Here is a 22616-nt window from a genome sequence, read left to right as displayed (position 1 = left end):
TCGCGATGAACGCCTGGTTCGCCCTCCTCATCCGCCGCCGCTGGCTGGTCCTGGTCCTGGCCCTGGCCGGGGCCGTCGGTGGCATCGTCAACCTTGAAGGCCTGTCCATTGACGCGGTCCCGGACATCTCCCCGAAGCAGATAATGGTCCTGACCCTTTCGCCTGGCCTCGGCCCCCTGGAAGTCGAGCGGCTGGTCAGCTTTCCGGTCGAGAACGCCATGGCCGGCGCACCGGGGCTGACCGGTCTCCGCTCGACCTCGCGCTACGGCGTCTCGGCCGTCTACGTCACCTTCGACGATTCCATGTCGATCACCGAGGCTCGGTCCCAGGTGTTCCAGCGCTTGCCGCTGGCGAAGACCATGATGCCGGCCGGCGTCGGCGATCCCGAGATGGGGCCGATGGCGACGGGGCTGGGCGAGATCTACCAGTTCGAGGTCCGGGGACCGGGCTACGAGCCGATGGCGCTGAAGCGCATCCTGCAATGGACCATCGCGCCCAAGCTCAAGCTCACCCCCGGCATCGCCGACGTGAACGTCTATGGCGGCCAGATGCCGACCTACGAAGTCCGCATCGCCGCCGAGAGCCTGCACCGCTACGGCGTAACGATGGGCCAGGTCTACACGGCGCTGTCCGAGAACAATGCCGCGCGGGGCGGCGCCTACATCGAGCACAACGACCAACAGGAGGTCATCCGCGGCCTCGGCCTCGCCAAGGACACCAAGGACCTCGCCAATGTCGTCGTGACGACGGGTCCGGGCGGCGTGCCGGTGACGGTCGCAACCTTGGGCGAGGTGGTCGAGGCGCCCAAGGTCCGCCTCGGCGCCGTCACCCACGATGCGGCGGGCGAGACCGTCGTCGGCATCGCCATGATGCAGCAGGGCGAGAACGCCAGCGCGGTGGTCGAGCGCGTCAAGCAGACCATCGAGGCCCTTCGCCCGCAGCTACCGCCGGGCGTCGAGATCGTGCCCTACTACGACCGTAGCACCCTGGTGGCGCGGACCATCCGCACCGTCGAGCACAACCTCATGGAGGGGGCGGTGCTCGTCATCGTCGTCCTGCTCCTGCTGCTCGGCAACCTCCGGGCCGGCCTCGTGGTGGCGGCCGCCATTCCCCTGTCGATGCTCATGGCCTTCGCGGGCATGCGGCTGTTCGGGCTCTCCGGCAACCTGATGAGTCTGGGCGCCATCGATTTCGGCCTCATCGTCGACGGCGCCGTGGTGATGATCGAGAACGTTCTACGTGCCCGCGGCGAGCATCCCGAACGCCCGGCCGAGGAGGTCATCCGCAAGGCGACCGTAGAGGTGGCGCGTCCGATCCTGTTCGCCGTCGCCATCATCATCATGGTCTACCTGCCGATCCTCGCGCTCGAAGGGGTCGCGGGCAAGATGTTCCGGCCGATGGCGCTGACCGTCATCCTGGCGCTCACCGGCTCGCTCGTCCTGACGATGACGCTGATGCCGGCCCTGGCCGCCATCGTGCTGGCCGGCCCCGGCATCGGCGAGCGCGAGACCCGTCTCGTCCATTGGGCGCGCAGTGCCTACACGCCGGTCCTGCGCCTTGCCGAGCGCCGCACCGGTCTCACTGCCCTGGTGACGCTCGCCCTGTTCGGCGGGAGCTGCTTCCTGGCGACGCGCCTGGGCGGCGAGTTCCTGCCCAAGCTCTCGGAAGGCTCCATCGTCATCACCTCGGAGAAGCTGCCGGGCATCAACCTCGATGCTTCCCTCAAGGTCATGCATCGCATAGAGCAGACCTTAAAAAGCTTCCCAGAAGTGAAGCGGGTCGTCTCGCTCACGGGCAGCGCCGAGATCCCCACGGACCCCATGGGGGTGGAATCCACCGATAGCTTCATCACGCTGACCGACCCCTCGACTTGGACGACGGCGACCACCCAGGAGGGGCTCGTCGCCGCCCTCGACAAACGTCTGCGCGCGGAGGTGCCGGGGGTCTCCTACGCCTTCTCGCAGCCGATCCAGATGCGGATGGACGACCTGCTAGAGGGCGTGCGCGGCGACGTCGCGATCAGCCTCTACGGCGACGACCTCAAGGCGCTGAAGGACAAGGCGGACGCCATCGTCCGCGCGGTCTCCGGCGTCTCGGGGGCGGCCGACGTGAAGGCCGAGGCGCAGGCCGGCATGCCCGCGCTCTCCATCCAGGTCGACCGGGCGGCGGCCGCCCGCTACGGCGTCAACGTCAGCGACGTCCTCGACGTGGTGGAGAGCATCGGCGGCCGCACCGCCGGCATGATCTACGGTGACGACAACTCCATCACCGATATCGTGGTCCGGCTGAAGTCCGGGGACCGCAGCGACATCGAACGCATCCGCGACCTGCCGGTCGGTCGCAACGGCAAGGCACTGGTGCCGCTCTCGCTTGTGGCCTCCGTGGACGTGGCGACCGGTCCCGCCCAGATCAGCCGCGAGAAGCTCCAGCGGCGGATCTCTGTCCAGGCCAACGTGCGCGGGCGGGACGTGCAGAGCTTCGTAACTGACGCGCAAGCCGCGGTTAAAGCCCAGGTCACCCTGCCGCCGCGCTACTCGCTGCAATGGAGCGGGCAGTTCCAGAACCTGCAGGAGGCGACCGTTCGGCTTTCCGTCGTGGTCCCAGCGGCGATGGCGGCGATCCTGGTGCTTCTCGTGGTGATGTTCGGCGACGTCCGCCTCGCAGGGCTGATCTTCCTGAACGTACCCGTCGCCGCGACCGGCGGCATCGTCGCCCTGTACCTGCGCGACCTGCCGTTCTCGATCTCGGCGGCCATCGGCTTCATCGCCACCTTCGGCATCGCCATCCTGAACGGCGTGGTGCTGACGAGCTACATCCGCGACCTCGAACGGGTCGGCCTCGATGCCCGAGAGGCAGCGACCCGAGCCGCCGAGATGCGCCTGCGGCCGGTCCTGATGACGGCGCTGGTGGCGGCGCTGGGGTTCCTACCGATGGCGCTCTCGACGAGTGCCGGCGCCGAGGTGCAGCGTCCCCTGGCCACGGTGGTAATCGGCGGCCTCGTCACCGCAACCCTGCTAACCCTCGTCGTGCTTCCTGCCGTCTATTCGTACCTGGCGCATCTCCGGCTCCCCTGGCGCCGTCGCGACGACGACGAGCCATCCGGCCTGGGAGCGAAAGGCGGCCAGCGCGCGGGCGTTGATGGCTAGAGGCCTTCGGACCGGCAACGGGCCTACCGTCCTGGTGGGGGTCCTAATTCTGGCTGCTGGCGCCCGACCCGCGCCCTCCGCGGATTTCGATTGCGCCGGATTCCTTAGGATGCACGGGATGCTCCGCAAGGCGTCGGCAGCCTGCGGTTTCGCGTCCTACAATCCCGCCATCGTGGATCGGGCACGCACCTGCTTCGATGCGCTTGGTAGCCGCCGCGGCGCCGAGGCGATGCATACGGGCGCGGCCGAGTTCGAGCGCTGGAAGTCCATACGCAACCACGACGCCCTCTGCGGAACCCTGGCCGCCCGGTTTCCGATGGTCGTCAAGCCGTAAGCCGGGAGTCACAAATTCGACGGCTACCCGACTTGACCTGAGGGTGGCGTGGCGGATCTCGGATCAAGCAAGTGCATCGGTGGACGCCGCATCGCCGAGTCCGAGGACCTCAGAGAGGTAGGCGCGGGCCCGGCTGACCCGGCTCTTCACCGTGCCGACCTTGCACTTGAGCACCTCTGCGGCCTCCTCGTAGGTATAGCCCTCCGCTCCCACCATCATCAGGGCGATCCGCTGGGCCTCGGGAATGCCGGCGAGCCGATCCTGGAGGCCCCTCAAGCTCACCACCCCTTCCTGCTCGGGCGGGGCGACGAGCGTCGCGGCATGTGTGCCTGTCCGCCGTCAGCGGCCGTGAGACAGAGTGAGGCCCTTCACGAACGGAGGATGACTGGTTCATCGTAGCCCCCAAGGAGCGAAGATGAAGCAGACATCCGGGCCGGCACGGAAGCCGGCAGAGGCGGTGATCAAGGACATCCGCCGCGCCACCCGCCGCCAGTTCTCGGCCGAGGAGAAGATCCGCATCGTGCTGGAGGGCCTGCGCGGCGAGGACAGCATCGCAGAGCTGTGCCGACGCGAAGGCATTGCCACCTCGATGTACTACGGCTGGTCCAAGGAGTTCCTGGAAGCGGGCAAGAAGCGGCTGGCCGGCGACACGGCCCGCGCCGCCACCTCGGACGAGGTCAAGGACCTGCGCCGTGAGGCTCGTGCCCTCAAGGAGGTCGTGGCCGATCTCACCCTGGAAAACCGCCTGCTCAAAAAAAGTATGAGCGGAGCTGGGGAAGACGAGGCATGAGGTACTCGGCTTCTGAGAAGCTGGAGATCATCCGGCTGGTCGAGCAGTCCTCTCTGCCGGTGCGCGCCACCCTGGAGAAACTCGGCATCCCGCGCGCCACATTCTACCGCTGGTACGACGCCTACCAGCAAGGGGGACCCGAGGCCCTGGCCGACCGACCCTCTCGGCCCAGCCGGGTCTGGAACCGCCTGCCCACGGCGATCCGCGAGCAGATCGTCGCCCTCGCGCTCGAGCAGCCGGAGCTCAGCCCACGCGAGCTGGCCGTGCGCTTCACCGACGAGCAGCGCTCCTTCGTCTCGGAAGCCACGGTCTACCGCCTGCTCAAGGCGCACGACCTGATCACCAGCCCAGCCTACATCGTTGTCAAGGCAGCCGACGAGTTCCGTGACAAGACCACGGCCTCCAACCAGCTCTGGCAGACCGACTTCACCTACCTGAAGGTGGTCGGCTGGGGCTGGTACTATCTGTCGACGGTGCTCGACGACTTCTCCCGCTTCATCGTGGCCTGGAAGCTGTGCGCCACGATGCAGGCCAGCGACGTCACTGCCACGCTCGACCTGGCGCTCAGCGCCGCCGGGCTCGATCAGGTGCAGGTGGTGCACCGGCCGCGGCTGCTGACCGACAACGGATCGAGCTACGTCGCGGGTGACCTGGCCGACTGGCTCGGCAGCCGCGGCATGACCCACATCCGCGGTGCTCCCCGCCATCCCCAAACTCAGGGCAAGATCGAGCGCTGGCACCAGACGCTGAAGAACCGCATCCTGCTCGAACACGCCTATCTGCCCGGCGAGTTGGAGGCGCGGGTCGGGGCGTTCGTGGAGCACTACAACCACGTCCGAGCTCATGAGAGCCTGAACAATCTCACGCCGGCCGACGTCTACTTCGGCCGGGGCGAGGCCATCCTGCGCGAGCGGGAGCGGATCAAGCGCCAGACTCTCACCGACCGCCGCTTGCGCCACCACGCGCAGGCTGCCTAACTTCTCAACCCAGGTGGACCAGTGCCTCCGTTCCTGAGGCCCGCAGCCTGTCTCAAATCATCTGACGACGGACAATCCTCGCCGGATGGCGGCTCCTCCGGAATGCGCCGGTCCTTCGGTGGGAGCGACCTGGCGGTGGCCCGTGGGCATTCGGACATGGCTGGCTCCGGGAACAGTGCCGGGTCCGGTGCGATCCTCGGCCACTGAAAAACGAGCCTGCGGCGTCGGCCTTGATCTGGGTCAAAAGTCGGGGAGCCCCGCACTTGGCCGGCACCGAGCCTCCATTGATCTGTCTCAAGGCCCGGTGTCGCGGTTGTCTGAGGATGTCCAATCCGACGACGGCCCTAGCGGTCATGGGCCCGGCGGCCGAGATGGAGGTCACGATGACCACGTTCGACGAACGCGAGCAGGCCTTCGAGCGCCGCTTCGCGCACGACGAGGAGGTGCGCTTCCAGGTGCGCACCCGGCGCAACCTGCTCCTGGCGACCTGGGCCTGCGAGCGGATGCGGCTGGGGAAAGACGCGGCCGCGCGCTTCGTCGAGGACTTCACCGACCGGGGCGTCCTGACCGCCGACGAGCCACTGGTCGCCGAGTTCCAGGCTGACCTCAAGGCGGCGGGCGTCGAGGAGACGCTCCCAGCCCTGCGCACGGAAATGGAGCGCTGCGCCGCCATCGCCCGGGCCGAGCAGCGCGTCGGGCTTGCGCTGGATCAAGGCCGACCCGCCTAGGGCGCCCACACTCCCACCGCTGCGACCATGCCAGCCACCGGGAGAGATGCCATGACCGACAAGGACCTGCGCCGCGACGTGCTTGACGAGCTCGACTTCGACCCCAGCCTCGACGCGGCCGAGATCGGCGTCGCCGTCTCGGACGGGGTCGTCACCCTGACGGGCCACGTCGGCAGCTACGCCGAGAAGGTCGAGGCCGAGAACGCCGTGCGCCGCGTCAAGGGCGTGCGCGCCATCGCCCAGGAGATCCAAGTCCGGTACGCTGAGGCCAAGAAGATCGAGGACGACCAGATCGCCGCCCGGGCGCTCGCCATCATCGACTGGTCGGTGCACCTGCCGAAGCAGGCCATCCAGGTGAAGGTCGCCAAGGGCTGGATCACGCTCACCGGCGCGGTGCCCTGGCAGTACCAGGCAATGGGGGCCGAGGCTGCCGTGCGCAAGCTCTCCGGCGTCGTCGGCGTATCGAACCTCATCCAGGTCAAGCCCGAGGTCAGGCCCGCCTTGGTCAAGGACAAGATCCTGGAAGCGTTCAAGCGCGGCGCGATGTTCGAGGCCGATGGAATCAAGGTTCGGGTCGAGGGCGACAAGGTCACGCTGGAAGGTGCCGTGACGGCCTGGGCCGACCGCGAGGCGGCTGAGCGCGCGGCCTGGTCGGTGCCGGGCGTGCGAGCCGTCGAGGACCGCATCGTCGCCCTGAGCTGAGGAAATCCGCCATGTCTCATGGAACGCACGGCATTGATGCCATCGCTCCCCGGTTCGCGCAGCGTGCCGGCAATCCGGACGTCACGGCCAGGCTGCGCCGGGTGACCCTGACGCTGGCACGCTGCCCGGAGCATCCGGAGGGCAGCGCGGGCCGCGGCTACGACATCGTGGCCCCGCTCGGTCCCGACGGCCGCTTGGACACGGCGCTTTGGCACGAGGCCCGCGACCACTGCCGTGCCCGCCGCTTCTGGACGGGCGAGCCGGACCGGCACGGCCGGCTCGTGCACCGCGCCGGCGGCGAGGGCGGCGCCACTTGGCTGATCGACTACGAGGACTGGACGAACGAGGACGACGAGGCAGCCTACCGGCTTGGCACGCACGCCTTCGTCGAGGGCGAGTACGTCTCGATCCGCGAGGCGGGGGAGGAGGAGTACCGCACGTTCAAGGTCGTCCGCGTCGACGCGGCAGGCGTGGGAGGCCATCCATGATCCCGATGTCCCGAACCCTGCCGGCGGGATCTCCCCGCCCGGAACTGCCCTTGCCGGAGCCGGCATGGCTCGCCTTGTGGCGCGCCTTCTGGCTCGACTTGCCGGTCGCAGATACCCACAAGATTGGCCGCATGTCGTTGCGGTGCCTGCAGCCGCCGGCGGACTGGTCGAGCAAGACGGACACGCCCTGAACGTTGCCTCCGGCGTTTGGCCACGGCAGCCGTCCCTCGAAGTCCTCGACCAGCGGACCGGGGCCGTCATGTGCGGGGTCTTCCTGCCCGGCATGCCCCCTGCTGCAGGTTCGGCGGGAGGATCTCGTGGGTCACGTCCTGCCCCGTCTCGGCCTCGCGCACGCTGATCCTGACGCCCTGACGGATGAGCCGCTCGACGTCACGCGCCGACAGGTAAGCCTGGCTCTCGGGGTCGTAGAGCCTGCAACCGCTGTACCGTCTCAGGTGGCGAATGGATGAGGGCTTCCTGCGGGTCATTCTCACAAGGGCACGGACGAAGCCCCCTTCTGACAGCTTTCTTTAGTTGGAATAATTAAATTGTGCTTGCAAGTTGCGCAACGTCTTTGCCCCTTACGCGGCGGCTTGGCCGGGATCATCATCGCCCGAACGACAAGGGGTCCCGGCCGTTGTGGTTCTTAGCCAGAAAGCCGGCCATCGATAGGGCGATCTCGCGCTCCTCGTCCGCGGGCACGATCCGGACCTCGACCGCCGCCCTCTGGACTCCGATGTGTTCCTCGCAGCGGTCGTTGGCAGCCTCGTCAAGCGTCACGTTGGCGAAGGCTAGACCGCGGCAGACGGCGGCCCGAACCTGCGCCGAGTGCTCGCCGATGCCGCCAGTGAAGACGAGGGCATCGAGCCCGCCGAGCGCCGCGATGAGGGAGCCCGCCTCGCGCACGATCCTGTAGGCGAACAGGTCGAGGGCCTCGCGCGCCTCCGGAGCCCCGCTAGCCTTAAGCACCCGCACGTCGTCGCTGATGCCGGAGACGCCAAGGAGGCCCGAGCGCTCATTCAAGAGTTCGGCCACCGCGTCGGGGGTGAGGCCATGCTCCCGGATCAGGTGCAGCACCAAGCCCGGGTCGACCGCGCCGCTGCGGGTGCCCATCATCAGTCCGTCGAGCGTCGTGAAGCCCATCGTGGTGGCGACGCTGCGCCCGTCCCGGATCGCGCACAGGCTGGCCCCGTGTCCAAGATGGGCCGCCAGGACCCGGCCATGCGGAAACGTCCGGGCGACGTGGGCGTAGGACAGGCCGTGGAAGCCGAACCGCACGAGTCCCACGTCGATGAGGGCGCGCGGCAGCGGGTAGAGCTGCGCGAGCCTGTCCTGCGTCCGATGGAAGGCCGTGTCGAAGCAGGCGACCTGTGGCAGGTGCGGCCACGTCTCCGCGACCGCCCGGATGCAGGCCAGCGCCTGCGGCTGGTGCGCCGGCGCCAGCGGCACGAGCTGCTCCAGCGCCGCCATCACCTCCGCGTCGAGGCGCACCCGCGCCGCGTGGCGCAGGCCGCCATGGACGACGCGATGCGCCGCCGCGGTCGGGGCCGCGGGCAGCCGCGCGAACAGCCAGCGGGCGACGGTCGCATGGTCGTCTTCCGGGGGACGCTCGCCCTCCTGAGAGGCGCCGTCGACGGTGAGGTTCGGCTCATGCCCGATCCCGGCCACGTGCGCCCGCCAGGCCGGTGCGTCTGCCCCTGACCGGAACAGGGCACAGCGCAGGCTGGAGGAGCCGGCGTTGAGGACGAGGATCATCGCCCGGCCTCAGGCGATGATGGTCCAGTCGTCCACGGTCTCGCCCGGCCGGAGCTCCCCCGTGCCGGCTTCGGCCGGGCCGCACTGCATGATGTCGCCCTCGATGCGGCGGCGGTCGGGATGCTCGTGGGCATACCGCTCCGGCCAAGCCCAATCCCGCACCTCCGGCAGGTCGTCACCCGTCTGGCAGACGTACTCGCGGTGGCGGGCCAACGCGTCCCGGAGTGCCTGCTCGGCATGCTCGGCCCGCGTTCGCAACCCCGCGACGGCGCGCAGGGCGGCCTGCGCGAGGTGGAAGCGGTCGAGCCGGTTCAGCACGCAAATGTCGAAGGGCGTGGTGGTCGTGCCCTCCTCGATGAAGCCATGCACGTGGAAGTTGCCGTGGTTCGTGCGCTTGTAGGTCAGCCGATGGATGAGCCAGGGATAGCCGTGGTAGGCGAACACCACCGGCCGGTCGCGGGTGAACAGGCTGTCGAAGGTCGGGTCGTCGAGCCCGTGCGGGTGTGTCTCGCGCGCCGGGAGGGTCATCAGGTCGACGACGTTCACCACCCGGACACGCAGCTCCGGGACGTGGTGGCTTAGCCAGTGGACCGCCGCGAGCGTCTCTTGGGTCGGCACGTCGCCGGCACAGGCCATCACTACGTCGGGCTCGTCCTCGCCCTCGTTCGAGGCCCAGTCCCAGATCCCGGCACCGGCCGCGCAGTGCCTCGCAGCCTCGTCCAGGTTCAGCCACTGCAGCGCCGGCTGCTTGCCGGCCACGACGACGTTGATGCGGTCGTAGGTCCGCAGGCAGTGGTCCATGGCGCAGAGCAGGGTGTTCGCGTCCGGGGGCAGGTAGATCCGGGCCGTGTCGCCGCGCTTGTTCGCGACGAAGTCGATGAAGCCGGGATCCTGGTGGCTGAAGCCGTTGTGGTCCTGCCGCCAGACGTGGGACGAGAGCAGGATGTTAAGGGACGGCACCGGCCGACGCCAGGGCAGGTCGCGCGAGGACTTCAGCCACTTGGCGTGCTGGTTCACCATCGAGTCGACCACGTGCACGAAGGCCTCGTAGGTGGCGAACAGGCCGTGCCGGCCGGTTAGGACGTATCCTTCGAGCCAGCCCTCGCAGAGGTGCTCGCTCAGGATCTCCATGACGCGCCCATCCCGGGCGAGGTGGTCGTCGCCCGGCAGTACCGCCTCCTGCCACGCGCGGCCCGTCACCTCGAACACCGCGTCGAGCCGGTTCGAGGCAGTCTCGTCGGGGCCCATGATGCGGAAGTTGCGTGCCTCCGCGTTGAGGGTGAGCGTGTCCCGCAGGTACGCCCCGAGCGCGCGGGTGGCCTCGAACTTGGTGCGGCCGGGCTCTGGCACGGCGACGGCGAAGCGCCGGAGGTCCGGCAGGCGCAAGGGAGCGCTCTGGTGCGCGTTGGCGTGCGGGTTGGCCGAGAGGCGACGCTGTCCCTTCGGCGGCAGCGCGGCGAGGTCATGCACGAGCGAGCCGTCCTCCGCGAACAGTTCTTCGGGGCGGTAGGAGCGCATCCAGGCTTCCAGGATGGCGAGATGCGCCGGGTTTTCCCGCGTGGCCGCCACGGGCACCTGATGCGAGCGCCACGTCCCCTCGACCGGATTGCCGTCGACGGTCTTCGGTCCCGTCCATCCCTTGGGGCTGCGCAGCACGATCATGGGCCAGCGCGGTCGCCCGGCCTCGCTTCGGCCGGCGCGCCTCCGGATCTCTGCGACGGCGTCGAAGGCCGCGTCGAGGGCCGTGGCCATGGCTTGGTGCATCGGGGCCGGCTCGTCCCCCTCGACGAAGGTCGGCTCGTAGCCGTAGCCGACGAGAAGGCTCCGCAGCTCCTCCGGCGGCATGCGGGCGAGGACGGTCGGGTTGGCGATCTTGTAGCCGTTGAGGTGCAGGATCGGCAGGACCGTCCCGTCATGGCGGGCGTCGAGGAACTTGTTCGAGTGCCAGGCCGCCGCGAGCGGGCCCGTCTCGGCCTCGCCGTCGCCCACGACGCAGGCGACCGTCAGGCCTGGGTTGTCGAGGGCCGCACCGAAGGCGTGCGCCAGGGAATAGCCGAGTTCCCCGCCCTCGTGGATCGAGCCGGGCAGTTCGGGCGAGGCGTGGCTCGGGATGCCGCCTGGGAACGAGAACTGCCGGAACAGTCGGCCCATCCCCTCCGCGTCGCGCGCCACGTCCGGATAGATCTCGCCGTAGGTGCCCTCCAGGTACTCGTTGGCCACGAGCCCTGGCGCGCCGTGCCCGGGCCCCCAGACCGCGATCATGTCGAGGTCGCGCTGGCTGATGACCCGGTTCAGGTGGGCATAGATGAAGTTGAGGCCGGGCGTCGTGCCCCAGTGCCCGAGGAGCCTCGGCTTGACGTGCTCGGGCTTGAGCGGCTCGCGCAGCAGCGGGTTCCCCATGAGGTAGATCTGCCCGACCGACAGGTAATTCGCGGCGCGCCAGTAGGCGTCGATGCGCTTGAGGCTGTCCGGTCCGAGCGGCCCGGGCACGAACGCCGGTGCGCGTCCGTCGCCCCGACGACCGCCTTCGTGGCGCTCCCTCGTTCCAAGCGTCGCGTCCATGTCGGCCTCCCGGCGGAGCTGGTCTCGGCGTCGACCGTGCCGGCGGACGGGGCAGGCGGCGTTGAGGTGGATCAAGGCGCCCTCGGGGCGCGCCGCCAGGATGGCTCCCGTCAGAACGGCAGGAGCGAACGATGACCCTGGTGCTTCGAACCACCTACATCCAGACGGTGCGCCGCGTGCGGGTGCCGGTCAGGCTGGCGCCGCGAAACGACGCGGGCCAACGGGTGGTCGCGGACGGCTACCGCTACCGGAGCATCGGGAGCCTGCAGGCCCTGGCCCTGGCCATCGTGGCGTCGGCGGCGACGCCGGCGCTGCTTTGGCTGGTCCTCTGAGCATCACACCCAAACGAGGAGACGGGCGATGGACGACATCACCGTGCACCGGCACGTGCTCGACGAGCTGGAATACGCCCCAATGATCGACGCGGCGCAGATCGGCGTCACCGTCGAGAACGGCATCGTGACCCTGACCGGCCATGTCCGGAACTACGCGGAGAAGAGCATCGCCGAGCGCGTCGTACTCCGGGTCCGTGGCGTCCGGGGCGTGGTCGAGCGGATCGAGGTTCGTTACCCCGACAACCCCAGCATCGGCGACGAGGCCCTGGCCGAGCGCTGCGCCCGGGTGCTCGAATGGGACGTCCGCATCCCAGAGGGCTCGGTCACGCTGAAGGTCGCGAAGGGCTGCGTCACGCTCGAAGGGTGCGTGCCGTACTACCACCAGAAGGCGGCTGTCGATAAGGCCCTGCGCCGTCTCGCCGGCGTCACCGACATCGTCAACAGCATCGCCGTGAAGCCGCCGGCCCAGGCCGCCGAGGTCAAGTCCCGCATCCTCGCGGCTCTAAGGCGGAGCGCCCGGGACCCGGACACCATCCAGGTCCTGGTCGACGGCGACAGGGTGACCCTCGACGGCTGCGTCGAAGTCTGGCGCGAGCGCGAGCTCGCCGAGCGCGCCGCCTGGGCCGCGCCGGGCGTGCGCGCCGTCGAGGACCGACTGACGCTCGCCTGCTGAGGTTCGTCGATGCTGGCGATGGTGCTGCAGGGGGTCGGCGCCCCCCTGGTGCCCGAGGAGCGGCCGGCCCCGGAGCCCGGACCCGGCGAGGTCCGGATCCGGGCTCCGGGGCCTGCGCCGTCTGCCGCACGGACCTTCACGTCATCGACGGAGACCTGCCCCAGGCTGTCTACCCCATCGTCCCGGGCCATGAGGTCGTCGGCATTGTGGAAGCGGCCGGCGCGGGCGTAACGGCGCCGCTTCCTGGCAGCCGAGTCGGCGTGCCCTGGCTGGGACACACTTGCGGCCACTGCACCTACTGCAAGACCGACCGGGAGAACCTCTGCGACGCCCCCGGCTTCACCGGCTGCACGCGCGACGGCGGCTTCGCGAGCCACCTCGTGGCCGAGGCGGCCTTCATCATTCCGCTCGACCCGAGCCTGGACCCCGTCGCGACGGCACCGCTCCTCTGCGCCGGGCTGATCGGCTGGCGCACCCTGCAGATGGCCGGGGATGCCCTGAGCATCGGGCTCTACGGCTTCGGGGCGGCCGCCCACATCGTCGCCCAGGTCGGCCGCTGGCAGGGACGGCGCGTATTCGCGCTCACCCGCCCCGGCGACCGGGAGGCGCAGGAGTTCGCCCGCTCGCTCGGGGCGGTTTGGGCCGGGGGCTCGGACGAGGCGCCGCCCGAGCGGCTCGACGCCGCCCTCGTCTTCGCGCCCGACGGGAGCTTGGTGCCGGCGGCCCTCAGGGCCGTGCGCAATGACGGCTGGGTGGTCTGCGGCGGCATCCACATGAGCGACATCCCGGCCTTCCCCTACGACCTGCTCTGGGGCGAGCGGTCCGTGCGCTCGGTGGCCAACCTCACCCGCGAGGACGCCCGTACCTTCTTCGAGACCGCGCCGCAGGCAGGCATCGTCACCCGCACGCGCACCTACCGGCTCGCGCAGGCCAACGAGGCTATTGGGGCCCACCGCTCCGGAATTCTGCATGGCGCGGCCGTGCTCGTGCCCTGATGGCCGAGGTCAGCCGGGGCCCTCGCTCGCGTCCACTCCAGGAGCCTTGGACCGGCCGTGCCGGTTCGCTCAGAGTATTCGCACCAAAGGAGGCCATGGGTTTCGGTGTTGCCCGCGTTCGCGACGAGCCCTCGGGTTGAGCCACGTCAATGCGGGCGGGTCACGGACGGCCCTCCATGCCGCGGCGTTCGCCATGGAGGGTCGGCACGATGAACCCGCTGGCGCGGAAGCTGGAGCACTTCACCCGGTTGACGGCCGCAGACAAGGCGGTCCTCGACGACCTCGCGGCCCTCCCGCATCGAACCTATGCGCCGCACACGGACATCGTTCGAGAGGGCGAGCCGCCCAGGGTCATGCGCCTGATCCTCTCGGGCTGGGCCTGCCACTACAAGATGCTGGAAGACGGCCGGCGGCAGATCGTCGGGTTCGTCCTCCCCGGCGACTTGTGCGACCTGAACGTCCCGATCCTGCGTGCCATGGACCACGCGCTCGCGGCCATCACGGCCGTGAGCTTGGTGGAGGTCTCGACGGATACGCTCGGCGCCATGACGCTGAACCATCCGCGCCTGCTTCGGGGCCTCTGGTGGGAGACGCTGGTCAGGGAGGAGATCCTGCGCGAATGGACGCTGAACCTGGGGCAGCGGGACTCGCTGGAACGCACGGCCCATCTCCTCTGCGAACTTTTCGTACGCCTGGAATGCGTCGGGTTGGCTGACGGCCCGAAGTGTCCGTGGCCGCTCACCCAAACCGAGCTCGCCGACACCCTCGGCATCTCGACCGCCCACACCAACCGGGTCCTCCAGGAGCTGCGCACGCGAGGGCTGATCATCCTGAGGAACAGGACGCTGACCATCCCGGACCTCAAGGCGCTCCAGCGCGTCGCCCTGTTCAACCCGAACTACCTGCACCTAGAGCGCGAGGTCGCGTGAGGGCGCCCGAGGTTCCCGTTCGCCCTCACCGAAGGCTGGGGACCAGCCGGTAGCTCACCCTGCGCGTGTAGTCCCCGTACCCGGCAAAGTCGTTCCTCGGCGAGGCTGGCCGGGTTGCCCATCCAACCCTTAGTCCCTGCCCGGGCGAGAGCTCCACGGTCGCGCCCGAGCCGCCCCTAGGCCGGCCCAGCGACTTGATTCCCCGGCGCGGGCGGCGCCGGGTCCGTCAGCGCCTCCAGGCCAGTATGCGGCGCAGGACCGCGTCGTGCCACAGGTAATGGTGCGCCAGCGCGGCCGCGGAATGGAAGAGGGCAAGGGCCATCAGCAGGTGGGCGGCGAGGCCGTGCCAGCGCGTCAGCGGTTTCCGCCATTCCGGATCACCGAGCTTGGGCAGGTCGACGGGTCCGATCAGGTGGACGCCGCGCACGAAGGCGTTCGCGATGCCGAGGGCAACGATGAGCAGCAGCAGCAGGTACAGCGCCGCGTGGGTGCCCTTGGCCACGCGGTGCAGCGGCCCGGCATCCTCGATGGGCAGCCTGCGGCCGCCCGTTCGGCGCCACGCCATGAACGCGACGAGCACGACGGCGAGGACAAGTCCGAGGTCGAAATGCGCCGACCATACCCCCGAGCGCAAAACTCCCTTCGGCAGGAGGTCTTCCAGGAAGGTCCCGATCAACCAGAGCACGGTCACGAGGGCGGCTGTCAGCCAGTGCAGGGTGACGGTGCCACGGTCATAGCTGGGTTCTGTCGGTCGCATCGAGCGTTTGCCTTCGTCACGGGAATGGGACCGGCTCACCGGCGGAGCCAGACGGTGACGAGGCTCGCCACGAGGGCAGCGAGCCCGCAGGTCTCCCCGACGCGGCCGAACCCTGCCGCGGAAAGGGCGGCGACGGCTCCGGCCACCACGAGGACGATCCCGAGGACAAGCAGCCGGTCGATCAGCCAGTTCATGGTCATGGACCGGTTCGAGCCTCCGCGCCGCCGGCGTCCGCCGCCGCACGGGGCAGCGCCCGCTCGCCCTTGCCGCTAAGGAACCACAGGCCGGCCGTCTCGATGTCGCTCCCGCCGCGCATCCTCGGCCTGACGAGCCCCCGCGCGAGCAACGAGCGGATGGTGCGCATTTCCCAAGGGGCGAGCGAGACCAGGGGGCCGTCGCGATGCAGGCGCAGCAACATCGCCCGTTGCCCGGGGGTCAGGGCGCGCCAGCCGGCAGGTCTCCCTCGCGCTCTCATCTTGAATTAGAATTAGTGTAATCTACTCGGATTGCGCAAGTCGTTCCCCGGACAAATGGCGAGGCGGCGGGGCGGCCACCCCCGCCCGGCCGAAGGCGATGGTGGTGCTCACATGAGGGGATTTTCGGGGCTAATCCGGAGAATGCTCGGCGGGCATCCATGGCGGCCGCGCGCCTACCGCATGGTCCGCGACAGCGAGATCGAGCCCGGTGCCACTGCGGGAACCGTGGTCTACGAGCTGGCCGGATGGGATGTCGGCTGCGCGGCCGCCGATACCCAGGCGCTGGGGACGGAATGCCTCAGCGTGACGTTGAAGCCCGACGGATCGCCCCCGTTCTTCGTCGTCCCAGTACGGGACCTGTCCGCCTGCGCGAGGCCGGCGTCCCGTTGAGATGGATCAAGGCTTTGGCCGCCGCCGCGCGCAGGATCTCTCCGGCAAGCCGGTGAGCCCGGCAGCGGGAGGCGGTCATGAAGATCTCCAACGTCATGGTCTCGGTCGACCTCGGGGCCGCGGCCGCGGACCGGGTCCAGCTGGCGGCCGGCCTCGCGGAGCGGTTCGAGGCCAGGCTGATTGGGGTCGCCGCGCGCCCGGTCCTGGCCCCCATGCCGGTCGGCGACATGCTGGAGGTCGAGCGGGTCTGGGCCATCGAGGAGCGCCTGGCGGCCGAGCAGCTCGCGGAAGCCAAGGCCCTGTTCGAGCGCGAGGCCGGGGCCGCGGAGGGGACGGCCTGGCGCTCGGCGCCGGCCCAGCCCCTGGCCTACCTCGTCGGGCAGGCGCGGGCCGCCGACGTCGTGGTGGTCGGCCGGCAGGGGCCGGCAGACGGCGACCCGGGCCCGATGGGCGTCGCGGCCGGGGCGCTCCTGATGGAGGTCGGGCGGCCGGTGCTGGTCGCGCCGCCCGGCATCGAACGCCTCGCGGCAAAGCGGGTCGTGGTGGCCTGGAAGGACACGCGCGAGGCGCGCCGCGCAGTCCACGACGCGCTGCCGTTCCTGACCCGGGCCGACGAGGTCCTCGTCGCGGTGGTTGGCCCCGATGCCGACCGGGAGGGCGCCGAGGACGTGGCCGCCTATCTCTCCGACCATTCTGTGGCTGTCACCACGCACCTGCTGCGGAGCCCGGAGGTCAGCGCCGCGGACGAGATCCTCCGGTTCGCCGGTCGCGAGGAGGCGGACCTCGTCGTGATGGGAGCCTACGGGCACAGCCGCCTACGCGAGTGGATCTTCGGGGGTGCAACCCGTGACGTCCTGCAGACCACGCCCGTCTGCTGCCTGATGAGCCACTGATGCGTCCGGCAGCCCTCAACCTGATCGGCGCCCTCACGCTTCTGTCGAACCTGATGGCCGGCCCCGCCACTGCCTGGGACCGGCAGGTGAAGCAAGGCGAGACGCTCGCCCGGACCAACTGCGCCCGGTGCCACGCGGTGGGGCGCGTCGGAGGAAGTCCACTGCTCGCGGCGCCGCCCTTCCGTGAGTTGCACATGCGCTACCCCGTCGAGGATCTCGGCGAGGCGCTCGCCGAGGGCATCCGCACCGGACACCCCAGCATGCCCGAGTTCCGGTTCGACCCGGACCAGGTCGAGGCCCTGATCGCCTACCTGAAGACCCTGGAACGCTGAGCGAGGAGATCCCCGATGTTCCTGCGCTGCCTCCTCGTCCCGACCGCGCCCGGTCTCGACGCCACGCGCCGGCTCGACGCCGCCCTGCGCCTGGGCCGGCGCCTGCGGGCCCACATCGGCGTCGCCTTCATGGCGCCGGGCCCCGAGCACGTCATGGCCAGCATGGCGAGCCTCGTGCCGATGGACTGCGCGACCATCGAGGCCATCGCGCGGGGCGTGCGCGAGGCCGCGGCCGAGGGCAAGGCAGCCCTGGAAACCTGGTGCGAGCGCGAGGGTGTGGCGTTCATGCCGGAGGGCGACCGGCTCGACGCTACTTTCGTGACCTGGACCGAGCTCTCTGGCGAGGTCGAGCCTCTGCTCACCCTCGCCGGCCGGATCAACGACCTCGTCATCGTCGACCGCCCGAACCCGGATGAGCCCTTCACCGGCCGCGCGCTCGACACTGCCCTGTTCTCGGTCGGGCGCCCGACGCTCATGGTCGGTGAGAGCGTGCCCTACGACCTGCTCGACCACGTCGTGGTCGCCTGGAACGGCAGCCTGGAGGCGACGCGCCTGATCGGCCAGTCCATCACGCTGCTGCACGAGGCCGCCAGGGTCACTGTCGTGCATGCGCGCACCGATCGCTTCGAGGAGGCGCGGGCGGCCGACCTGTGCGCCTACCTGCGCTGGCACGGCATCGTGGCGGAGGCCGCCACCCTGGAGGTCGAGGATGGGACTTCGGTCGGCGCGGCCATCCTGGCCGAGGCGGGGCTGCGGAACGCCTCGATGCTGGCGCTCGGCGCCTACACCCACAGCCGCGTGCGCGAGTTCCTGCTCGGCGGCGTCACCCGCCATGTCATCGAGCACGCGCACATCCCAATGCTCATGGCCCACTGACCGACCGTGAGTGCAAGGAGGCGGAGCCGACGGACGCTCTAGCCCAGGCCTGTGCCTCCACTCGCCGCTGCAGGTCGTGGCAGTGCATATGCGGGGGCGCCGTGCCGCAGTCCAAGCTGCAGGTCTGGTGGGGCTTGCAGAACCACCGCAGGGTTCCGCTCTTCAGGCAGGAGCCGGAGCAGTGACGATGGGGCGCGTTTGCCGGCTCAACAAAGGTTCCTCTCGAATCGGGTGAGCCCGGCCTCGACTGTGCATGGATAGCCGATGCGCTCGCCATGACCGCGGCGAGGCCCAGTTGGGCAGCGCGTGCCGCGGCTGTACGCGCGACGGCGGACATCAGTGGCTCATCAGGCAACAGATAGGGGCATATGCCAGAAGGTCGCGAGTGACGCCGCCGAAGGCCCATTCGCGGAGCCGACCGTGGCCGTAGGCACCCGCGACGAGCAGGTCGGCGGCCTGCTCGGAAGCGGCGTCCACGAGGGCCTCGGAGGCTGCGGAGCCGCAAGCGTCCTTCCGGACGGACGTGGCGTAGACGTCGTGGACCTGCAGCAACCCGACGATGTCCTGCGGATCGGCCGCGCCGTCCCCGTCGTCGACGGAGATCACGACGACCTGGGACGCCCGCTTGAGGAAGGGCAGCGCGTCCCAGACCGCCCGGCGCGCCTCACGGGTGTCCTTCCAGCCCACTGCGACACGCTTGGCGTCGAGGTGGTCGACCTCGGGCGGCACCACCAGGACCGGCTGCCCGAGACGCATGACGAGGTCCCCCGGGTCGACCGAGAACAGCATGGTCCCGGGCTCGGTCTTGCGCCCGACCACGACAAGGTCGGCGGCGGCGGCCTGCGCGACGAGGAAGGGCAGCGGGAGCTCGATGTTGGAGCGCCACTCGACGCGGCTGCGATTGCCGGCCGCCTCCTCGAAGGCGGCGTGCGCCTGCCTGAGGTCATTCAGCACGGTCTCGTTCGAGGCGGTCAGCGCGTAGGCGCTCGCCGGCGTCGGTCCCACCGGCGGCACGGCGTAGGCCGGCGTTTCGGCCGCCACGCCGATCAGGCGGGCGCGGAACTCGTCGGCGAGGTGGCCGGCCAGGCGCACGCGGTCGCGCGCCTCCGTCGTCAGGTCCATCGCCACCATGATGCTGGCAAAGGTCATGGGAGGTCTCCGGCCGGCAGGCAAAGACGGGGTTGGGAATGCTTGATGGGTATGGTCCGGGACCACACCCATCCGGCGGGGCTCAGCCCAGCGTGAGGTGGTCCTCGACGGCGCGCACGCCCGGGGCCGACCACGCGGCATTCTCGGCGAGCTCGCGCTCGTACCAGGCGTTCACCTTGCCCTCCAGGACGACCTTGGCGTCCTTCACCGTCACCTTGATGGCGTCGGCCTCAAGCTCGGCGTTGCGCTTGAGCGCCGCCATGATCTTCGAGCGCACGTCGGGCACGCTCGCCTTCGGGGTCACCTCGATGGTGTTCATGATGCCGGCGACCCCTGCGAGGCGCCGGATCGCGCGGTAGGCCTCCTCCCGCTGGTACTGCCAGTCGACCTTGCCGGAGAGCGTCACCCAGCCGTTCTGGACCTTCACCTGCACGGCGCCCTTGGGCACGGTCACCGACCAGTCGAGCATCTGCACCGCGCGCTGGGCGATGTCCTCGTCGCGCGGCGGTGTCTCGCCGCCGAAGCGGACCTGGATCTCCTCCACCACCCCGCGCACGCCGCGCACCTTCTGGGCGGCCTTCTCGGCGGCGACGCGCTCGGTGTAGCTGCCGACGTGGCCGGTGAGCGTGACGATGCCGTTTTCCACGGCGACGCCGATGTGGGCGGCGTCGATGCTCGGGTCGAAGTCGAGCTCGTCGATGACGTTCTGGCGAATCAGCTTGTCGCCCATGGTCCGTCTCCTCGATGAGGCCCAGGTCGTACCTGGCCGGAGCCGACGCTAGGCGCGGCAGGCCGTCGGACATTGATCCAGCGCAAGCTCCTCTCCGGCCGCGATCCTACCCAGCATCGGGCAAGTCCGCGGGCAGCCCGGGACGGCGCAGGAGGCGGCCACGGCCGAGACCATGTCCCGGGCATCGAACAGCCGGTCGAACACGGGCACGTCCGCGAAGGCGCCCGGCACCCGGGCGTTGCCGGCGATCAGGGCGAAGGGGATGCCGCGCCGGCGCAGTGCGCAGGCGAGCGGAAAGCCAGGACCCCAGTTGAGGTCGACGCTCACCACCGCGAAGTCCGGGGGGCTTCGGTCTAGGCTCGCAGCGGCATCCTCGCAGGTGCCGTAGGGGCCGCTGACGGCGCAGCCGGCGCCAGTGAGCACGTCCTCCAGCCACATGCCCGGCAGCGCCTGAGGCTCGGCCACCAGGACGGTGGGTTGCCTCTCTCCGCCACATGCCTGCATCGCACGATTCCCGTTCCCGGTTGCGGTGCATGAAGAATGGACCGGGCGAGCCAAGCCGCCTTGCGCTGGATCAAGGGAGCGCGGCGGTGGCCAACATGGCGAGGACGGCGAGCAGCATGCAGGCCGTGGCGGTCCAGCCGAGCAGCCTGAGCGGACCGCGCACCGCGAAGGCGCCCATGATGTCGGCGCGCGCCGCCGCCAGCATCATTACGGCCATGACGGGGACCGCGATGACGCCGTTGACGACCGCACTCCAGTAGAGCGCGCGGATCGGGTCGACGGCACCCAGGCTGATGACCATGCCCACCAGCGTGGCGAGCGCCACCGTGCCGTAGAAGGCCCGCGCCTCCAGGAGGCGGCGGCCGAAGCCCACGGGCCAGCGCCGCGCCTCGCCGACCGCGTAGGCCGCCGAGCCCGCGAGCACCGGGACCGCCAGCAGCCCGGTCCCGACGATGCCGAGGGCGAAGACCGTGGCGGAGAAGGGGCCGGCCAGCGGGCGCAGCGCTTCCGCGGCCTGCGCCGAGGTCTGGATGTCGGTGATGCCGCGCGGGTGAAGAACCGCCGCGGTCGTGACCATGATGGCGAGCGCCACCAAGTTCGAGAAGGCCATGCCGACGAGGGTATCGACCTCGATGCGGTGGAGCGCGGCTCCGCCCTGCTCGGGCGCGTGCAGGAGGTCGCGCCGGCGTGGGTAGGCGTGCAGGTCCTCGGCCTCCTCGGCTGCCTGCCAGAAGAACAAGTAGGGGCTGATCGTGGTCCCGAAGAGGGCCACCAGCGTGGTCAGGCCGCCACCGCTGAGGTCGAGCTGCGGAACGGCCAGGGCCAGCCCGAGGTCCCACCAGGAGACGCGAGCGAAGATCACCACGCCCAGATAGGCGAACAGGCTCAGCGTCAGCCACTTCAGGACGGCGACGTAGCGGGTGTACTGCAGCACGAGCTGCATGAAGGCGCAGATGCCGGCGAACAGCACGACATAGAGCCAGCGCGGGCCCGGCAGCAGCAGGTTCAGGGCGTCCGCCATGGCGCCGAGGTCGGCCCCGAGGTTGAGGATGTTGGCCACCAGCAGGAGCAGGACGACGGACTGCAGCAGGCCATTCGGGTAGTGCTCGCGCAGTACGCCCGCGATGCCGTGGCCGGTGGTGCGCCCGATCCGGGCCGAGACCATCTGCACGGCCGCCATCAGCGGCAGGGTGTAGAGCATGGTCCAGCTGAGGCCGTAGCCGAGCTGGGCCCCGGCCTGGCCGTAGGTCGCGATGCCGCTGGGGTCATCGTCCGAGGCACCCGTGATCAAGCCGGGGCCGAGGACCCTCAGCAGGCGCGGCTTCGACGGCCCGACGGCGGGGCTCGGAACCTCCGGGTCGTCGGCCTTCTCGGCCGCGGGGAGGTGAGCGGTGCTCATGCGGCCGACTTCGACGGCGCAGCCTCCGCTCCGGGCCGGACCGTGCGCGCCACTCGCAGGGCGGCGGCGAGGTCGTCGCGGTCGGTGCCGTAGCGGTGGCACAGGTCTTCCAGCCACCGGGGCGGGGCGGCATCGATGTCCGGGATGTCGGAGAACGGGACGTGGTACATCCCGTCGAGGGCCTCGATCCCGTAGCCGGTGACCGCCCATTGCCGCCCCTGCCAGTGCACGGGTTCGGTGAGTTCGTGGCTCATCCCCACCTCCTCAGGCGGCGTGCTGGCTGAGTTCGACGACCTCGCAGGTGTCGGCCCGCAGTCGCCAATCGACGACGCCGTCGGCCTCGCAGAGCATCGCCTTGGCCGCGTAAGCGGCTGCGACGTCCGAGCGGGCGTGGACCACCGCCTGCCGCTGCAGGATGCGATGGTCGTGGCCGGTGTCGTCCAGGACGGTTTTATGGAAGGTGACGAGATACTCGTGCATGGTTCGCCTCCGCTTGCTGGTTGGGGCGAAACCTGGGGCCGGCCGGGGTGGCCGGCCTTGATCCAGCGCAAGGCCACCGGCGCTCAGGTGCCGGTCGCCGGCGGGAAGAGGCGCTCGCGGCCGGGCTGCCCACCGTCCGGCGGACGGCGAGCCCGGCCGCGAGCGCCTCTTCCCGCCGGCGACCGGCACCTGAGCGCCGGTGGCCTTGCGCTGGAT

At 70.1% G+C, this 22616-nt stretch carries 26 protein-coding genes and 2 pseudogenes; 15 read left to right on the top strand and 13 right to left on the bottom strand.

What is annotated here, in order from left to right:
- Nucleotides 1–5: 5 nt before the first annotated feature.
- Together MFF42_RS12910 and MFF42_RS12905 are read left to right on the top strand one after the other, a co-directional pair.
- Complete coding sequence (locus MFF42_RS12910) at nt 6–3146, top strand: efflux RND transporter permease subunit (RefSeq protein ID WP_017483129.1); 3141 nt, start codon at nt 6–8, stop codon at nt 3144–3146.
- A gap of 118 nt (nt 3147–3264) precedes the next feature.
- The gene (locus MFF42_RS12905; protein ID WP_017483128.1) at nt 3265–3480 is read left to right on the top strand and encodes a hypothetical protein; all 216 of its coding nucleotides are present in this window, start codon (nt 3265–3267) and stop codon (nt 3478–3480) included.
- 63 nt (nt 3481–3543) lie between these two features.
- Here the strand turns inward: MFF42_RS12905 and MFF42_RS12900 are convergent.
- Nucleotides 3544–3768: pseudogene (locus tag MFF42_RS12900) on the bottom strand (sigma factor-like helix-turn-helix DNA-binding protein); the annotation flags it as partial.
- 127 nt (nt 3769–3895) lie between these two features.
- Between MFF42_RS12900 and MFF42_RS12895 the strand changes: the two are divergent.
- From MFF42_RS12895 to MFF42_RS12875, 5 genes are all read left to right on the top strand, one after another.
- A protein-coding gene (locus MFF42_RS12895) for an IS3 family transposase (RefSeq protein ID WP_085987083.1) occupies nt 3896–5247 on the top strand; the annotation gives its coding sequence in 2 pieces (ribosomal slippage) (nt 3896–4232 and nt 4232–5247; 1353 coding nt in all).
- 383 nt (nt 5248–5630) lie between these two features.
- On the top strand, nt 5631–5975 hold the full coding sequence (locus MFF42_RS12890) for a DUF1476 domain-containing protein (RefSeq protein ID WP_026105329.1): 345 nt from the start codon (nt 5631–5633) through the stop codon (nt 5973–5975).
- A gap of 51 nt (nt 5976–6026) precedes the next feature.
- Nucleotides 6027–6677, top strand: a complete 651-nt coding sequence (locus MFF42_RS12885; RefSeq protein ID WP_183666367.1) for a BON domain-containing protein — start codon at nt 6027–6029, stop codon at nt 6675–6677.
- Between the two features lie 11 nt (nt 6678–6688).
- The gene (locus tag MFF42_RS12880; RefSeq protein ID WP_017483122.1) at nt 6689–7165 is read left to right on the top strand and encodes a hypothetical protein; all 477 of its coding nucleotides are present in this window, start codon (nt 6689–6691) and stop codon (nt 7163–7165) included.
- Nucleotides 7162–7356: a hypothetical protein gene (locus tag MFF42_RS12875; RefSeq protein ID WP_043376513.1), complete on the top strand. Its 195-nt coding sequence runs from the start codon at nt 7162–7164 to the stop codon at nt 7354–7356. The genes MFF42_RS12880 and MFF42_RS12875 overlap by 4 nt, the downstream gene beginning before the upstream one ends.
- Before the next feature lie 66 nt (nt 7357–7422).
- Here MFF42_RS12875 and MFF42_RS12870 read toward each other — a convergent pair whose 3' ends face one another.
- From MFF42_RS12870 to MFF42_RS12860, 3 genes are all read right to left on the bottom strand, one after another.
- Nucleotides 7423–7653 (bottom strand): polyhydroxyalkanoate synthesis regulator DNA-binding domain-containing protein, encoded by a 231-nt coding sequence (locus MFF42_RS12870; protein ID WP_017483120.1) that lies wholly within the window; start codon nt 7651–7653, stop codon nt 7423–7425.
- A 118-nt stretch (nt 7654–7771) separates the two neighbouring features.
- Complete coding sequence (locus tag MFF42_RS12865; protein ID WP_183666366.1) at nt 7772–8920, bottom strand: acetate/propionate family kinase; 1149 nt, start codon at nt 8918–8920, stop codon at nt 7772–7774.
- Nucleotides 8921–8929: 9 nt separating this feature from the next.
- Nucleotides 8930–11482, bottom strand: a complete 2553-nt coding sequence (locus MFF42_RS12860) for a phosphoketolase family protein (protein ID WP_017483118.1) — start codon at nt 11480–11482, stop codon at nt 8930–8932.
- A gap of 131 nt (nt 11483–11613) precedes the next feature.
- On the opposite strand from MFF42_RS12860, the gene MFF42_RS12855 reads away from it, so the two are divergent.
- The 4 genes and pseudogenes from MFF42_RS12855 to MFF42_RS12840 all read left to right on the top strand — a co-directional run bounded on the left by MFF42_RS12855 (nt 11614) and on the right by MFF42_RS12840 (nt 14414).
- Nucleotides 11614–11814, top strand: a complete 201-nt coding sequence (locus MFF42_RS12855) for a hypothetical protein (protein WP_017483117.1) — start codon at nt 11614–11616, stop codon at nt 11812–11814.
- Between the two features lie 28 nt (nt 11815–11842).
- On the top strand, nt 11843–12490 hold the full coding sequence (locus tag MFF42_RS12850; protein ID WP_017483116.1) for a BON domain-containing protein: 648 nt from the start codon (nt 11843–11845) through the stop codon (nt 12488–12490).
- 9 nt (nt 12491–12499) lie between these two features.
- Nucleotides 12500–13485 (top strand): annotated as a pseudogene (locus tag MFF42_RS12845) (zinc-dependent alcohol dehydrogenase family protein).
- A gap of 209 nt (nt 13486–13694) precedes the next feature.
- Nucleotides 13695–14414: a Crp/Fnr family transcriptional regulator gene (locus MFF42_RS12840; RefSeq protein WP_017483115.1), complete on the top strand. Its 720-nt coding sequence runs from the start codon at nt 13695–13697 to the stop codon at nt 14412–14414.
- A 226-nt stretch (nt 14415–14640) separates the two neighbouring features.
- Here MFF42_RS12840 and MFF42_RS12835 read toward each other — a convergent pair whose 3' ends face one another.
- The 3 genes from MFF42_RS12835 to MFF42_RS12825 are packed head-to-tail and all read right to left on the bottom strand — an operon-like array spanning nt 14641 to nt 15589.
- Nucleotides 14641–15171: a cytochrome b gene (locus MFF42_RS12835; protein WP_017483114.1), complete on the bottom strand. Its 531-nt coding sequence runs from the start codon at nt 15169–15171 to the stop codon at nt 14641–14643.
- Between the two features lie 35 nt (nt 15172–15206).
- Nucleotides 15207–15371 (bottom strand): hypothetical protein, encoded by a 165-nt coding sequence (locus tag MFF42_RS12830; protein WP_017483113.1) that lies wholly within the window; start codon nt 15369–15371, stop codon nt 15207–15209.
- Nucleotides 15368–15589, bottom strand: coding sequence for a hypothetical protein (locus MFF42_RS12825; protein ID WP_017483112.1), 222 nt, complete (start codon nt 15587–15589; stop codon nt 15368–15370). Before MFF42_RS12825 ends, MFF42_RS12830 begins: the two co-directional genes overlap by 4 nt.
- Before the next feature lie 238 nt (nt 15590–15827).
- Here MFF42_RS12825 and MFF42_RS12820 point away from each other — a divergent pair, with 238 nt between their 5' ends.
- The 4 genes from MFF42_RS12820 to MFF42_RS12805 all read left to right on the top strand — a co-directional run bounded on the left by MFF42_RS12820 (nt 15828) and on the right by MFF42_RS12805 (nt 18138).
- Entirely contained in the window at nt 15828–16037 is a 210-nt protein-coding gene (locus tag MFF42_RS12820) for a hypothetical protein (protein WP_157228087.1), read from the top strand.
- A gap of 77 nt (nt 16038–16114) precedes the next feature.
- Nucleotides 16115–16930: a universal stress protein gene (locus MFF42_RS12815; protein ID WP_017483110.1), complete on the top strand. Its 816-nt coding sequence runs from the start codon at nt 16115–16117 to the stop codon at nt 16928–16930.
- Complete coding sequence (locus MFF42_RS12810) at nt 16930–17262, top strand: c-type cytochrome (RefSeq protein WP_017483109.1); 333 nt, start codon at nt 16930–16932, stop codon at nt 17260–17262. Before MFF42_RS12815 ends, MFF42_RS12810 begins: the two co-directional genes overlap by 1 nt.
- Nucleotides 17263–17277: 15 nt before the next feature.
- Nucleotides 17278–18138: a universal stress protein gene (locus tag MFF42_RS12805; protein WP_017483108.1), complete on the top strand. Its 861-nt coding sequence runs from the start codon at nt 17278–17280 to the stop codon at nt 18136–18138.
- A 336-nt stretch (nt 18139–18474) separates the two neighbouring features.
- Here the strand turns inward: MFF42_RS12805 and MFF42_RS12795 are convergent, their stop codons facing one another.
- The 6 genes from MFF42_RS12795 to MFF42_RS12770 all read right to left on the bottom strand — a co-directional run bounded on the left by MFF42_RS12795 (nt 18475) and on the right by MFF42_RS12770 (nt 22400).
- Nucleotides 18475–19287 (bottom strand): universal stress protein, encoded by an 813-nt coding sequence (locus MFF42_RS12795; protein ID WP_017483107.1) that lies wholly within the window; start codon nt 19285–19287, stop codon nt 18475–18477.
- An 82-nt stretch (nt 19288–19369) separates the two neighbouring features.
- A complete protein-coding gene (locus MFF42_RS12790) occupies nt 19370–20017 on the bottom strand; it encodes a BON domain-containing protein (protein ID WP_017483106.1) in 648 nt (215 codons plus the stop codon).
- Between the two features lie 48 nt (nt 20018–20065).
- Nucleotides 20066–20521: a response regulator gene (locus tag MFF42_RS12785; protein ID WP_026105328.1), complete on the bottom strand. Its 456-nt coding sequence runs from the start codon at nt 20519–20521 to the stop codon at nt 20066–20068.
- Nucleotides 20522–20591: 70 nt separating this feature from the next.
- Nucleotides 20592–21920 carry an NRAMP family divalent metal transporter gene (locus MFF42_RS12780; protein ID WP_183666364.1) on the bottom strand — a complete coding sequence of 443 codons (1329 nt, stop codon included), beginning with the start codon at nt 21918–21920 and terminating at the stop codon, nt 20592–20594.
- Entirely contained in the window at nt 21917–22174 is a 258-nt protein-coding gene (locus MFF42_RS12775; RefSeq protein WP_017483103.1) for a hypothetical protein, read from the bottom strand. Before MFF42_RS12775 ends, MFF42_RS12780 begins: the two co-directional genes overlap by 4 nt.
- Before the next feature lie 10 nt (nt 22175–22184).
- Entirely contained in the window at nt 22185–22400 is a 216-nt protein-coding gene (locus tag MFF42_RS12770; RefSeq protein WP_017483102.1) for a hypothetical protein, read from the bottom strand.
- Nucleotides 22401–22616 lie beyond the last annotated feature (216 nt).

The sequence above is a fragment of the Methylorubrum podarium genome (assembly GCF_022179745.1).
In the GTDB taxonomy this organism is placed as follows: domain Bacteria; phylum Pseudomonadota; class Alphaproteobacteria; order Rhizobiales; family Beijerinckiaceae; genus Methylobacterium; species Methylobacterium podarium.
The sequence above is the reverse complement of the archived record's forward strand: the minus strand, read 5'-3'. Positions and strand labels throughout refer to the sequence as shown.

Excerpts from the sequence above, each read along its gene's own strand:
- MFF42_RS12910 (WP_017483129.1), top strand. The coding sequence starts at position 6 with ATGAACGCCTGGTTCGCCCTCCTCATCCGCCGCCGCTGGCTGGTCCTG.
- MFF42_RS12905 (WP_017483128.1), top strand. The coding sequence starts at position 3,265 with ATGCTCCGCAAGGCGTCGGCAGCCTGCGGTTTCGCGTCCTACAATCCC.
- MFF42_RS12890 (WP_026105329.1), top strand. The coding sequence starts at position 5,631 with ATGACCACGTTCGACGAACGCGAGCAGGCCTTCGAGCGCCGCTTCGCG.
- MFF42_RS12885 (WP_183666367.1), top strand. The coding sequence starts at position 6,027 with ATGACCGACAAGGACCTGCGCCGCGACGTGCTTGACGAGCTCGACTTC.
- MFF42_RS12880 (WP_017483122.1), top strand. The coding sequence starts at position 6,689 with ATGTCTCATGGAACGCACGGCATTGATGCCATCGCTCCCCGGTTCGCG.
- MFF42_RS12875 (WP_043376513.1), top strand. The coding sequence starts at position 7,162 with ATGATCCCGATGTCCCGAACCCTGCCGGCGGGATCTCCCCGCCCGGAA.
- MFF42_RS12870 (WP_017483120.1), bottom strand. The coding sequence starts at position 7,653 with ATGACCCGCAGGAAGCCCTCATCCATTCGCCACCTGAGACGGTACAGC.
- MFF42_RS12865 (WP_183666366.1), bottom strand. The coding sequence starts at position 8,920 with ATGATCCTCGTCCTCAACGCCGGCTCCTCCAGCCTGCGCTGTGCCCTG.
- MFF42_RS12860 (WP_017483118.1), bottom strand. The coding sequence starts at position 11,482 with ATGGACGCGACGCTTGGAACGAGGGAGCGCCACGAAGGCGGTCGTCGG.
- MFF42_RS12855 (WP_017483117.1), top strand. The coding sequence starts at position 11,614 with ATGACCCTGGTGCTTCGAACCACCTACATCCAGACGGTGCGCCGCGTG.
- MFF42_RS12850 (WP_017483116.1), top strand. The coding sequence starts at position 11,843 with ATGGACGACATCACCGTGCACCGGCACGTGCTCGACGAGCTGGAATAC.
- MFF42_RS12840 (WP_017483115.1), top strand. The coding sequence starts at position 13,695 with ATGAACCCGCTGGCGCGGAAGCTGGAGCACTTCACCCGGTTGACGGCC.
- MFF42_RS12835 (WP_017483114.1), bottom strand. The coding sequence starts at position 15,171 with ATGCGACCGACAGAACCCAGCTATGACCGTGGCACCGTCACCCTGCAC.
- MFF42_RS12830 (WP_017483113.1), bottom strand. The coding sequence starts at position 15,371 with ATGACCATGAACTGGCTGATCGACCGGCTGCTTGTCCTCGGGATCGTC.
- MFF42_RS12825 (WP_017483112.1), bottom strand. The coding sequence starts at position 15,589 with ATGTTGCTGCGCCTGCATCGCGACGGCCCCCTGGTCTCGCTCGCCCCT.
- MFF42_RS12820 (WP_157228087.1), top strand. The coding sequence starts at position 15,828 with ATGGTCCGCGACAGCGAGATCGAGCCCGGTGCCACTGCGGGAACCGTG.
- MFF42_RS12815 (WP_017483110.1), top strand. The coding sequence starts at position 16,115 with ATGAAGATCTCCAACGTCATGGTCTCGGTCGACCTCGGGGCCGCGGCC.
- MFF42_RS12810 (WP_017483109.1), top strand. The coding sequence starts at position 16,930 with ATGCGTCCGGCAGCCCTCAACCTGATCGGCGCCCTCACGCTTCTGTCG.
- MFF42_RS12805 (WP_017483108.1), top strand. The coding sequence starts at position 17,278 with ATGTTCCTGCGCTGCCTCCTCGTCCCGACCGCGCCCGGTCTCGACGCC.
- MFF42_RS12795 (WP_017483107.1), bottom strand. The coding sequence starts at position 19,287 with ATGACCTTTGCCAGCATCATGGTGGCGATGGACCTGACGACGGAGGCG.
- MFF42_RS12790 (WP_017483106.1), bottom strand. The coding sequence starts at position 20,017 with ATGGGCGACAAGCTGATTCGCCAGAACGTCATCGACGAGCTCGACTTC.
- MFF42_RS12785 (WP_026105328.1), bottom strand. The coding sequence starts at position 20,521 with ATGCAGGCATGTGGCGGAGAGAGGCAACCCACCGTCCTGGTGGCCGAG.
- MFF42_RS12780 (WP_183666364.1), bottom strand. The coding sequence starts at position 21,920 with ATGAGCACCGCTCACCTCCCCGCGGCCGAGAAGGCCGACGACCCGGAG.
- MFF42_RS12775 (WP_017483103.1), bottom strand. The coding sequence starts at position 22,174 with ATGAGCCACGAACTCACCGAACCCGTGCACTGGCAGGGGCGGCAATGG.
- MFF42_RS12770 (WP_017483102.1), bottom strand. The coding sequence starts at position 22,400 with ATGCACGAGTATCTCGTCACCTTCCATAAAACCGTCCTGGACGACACC.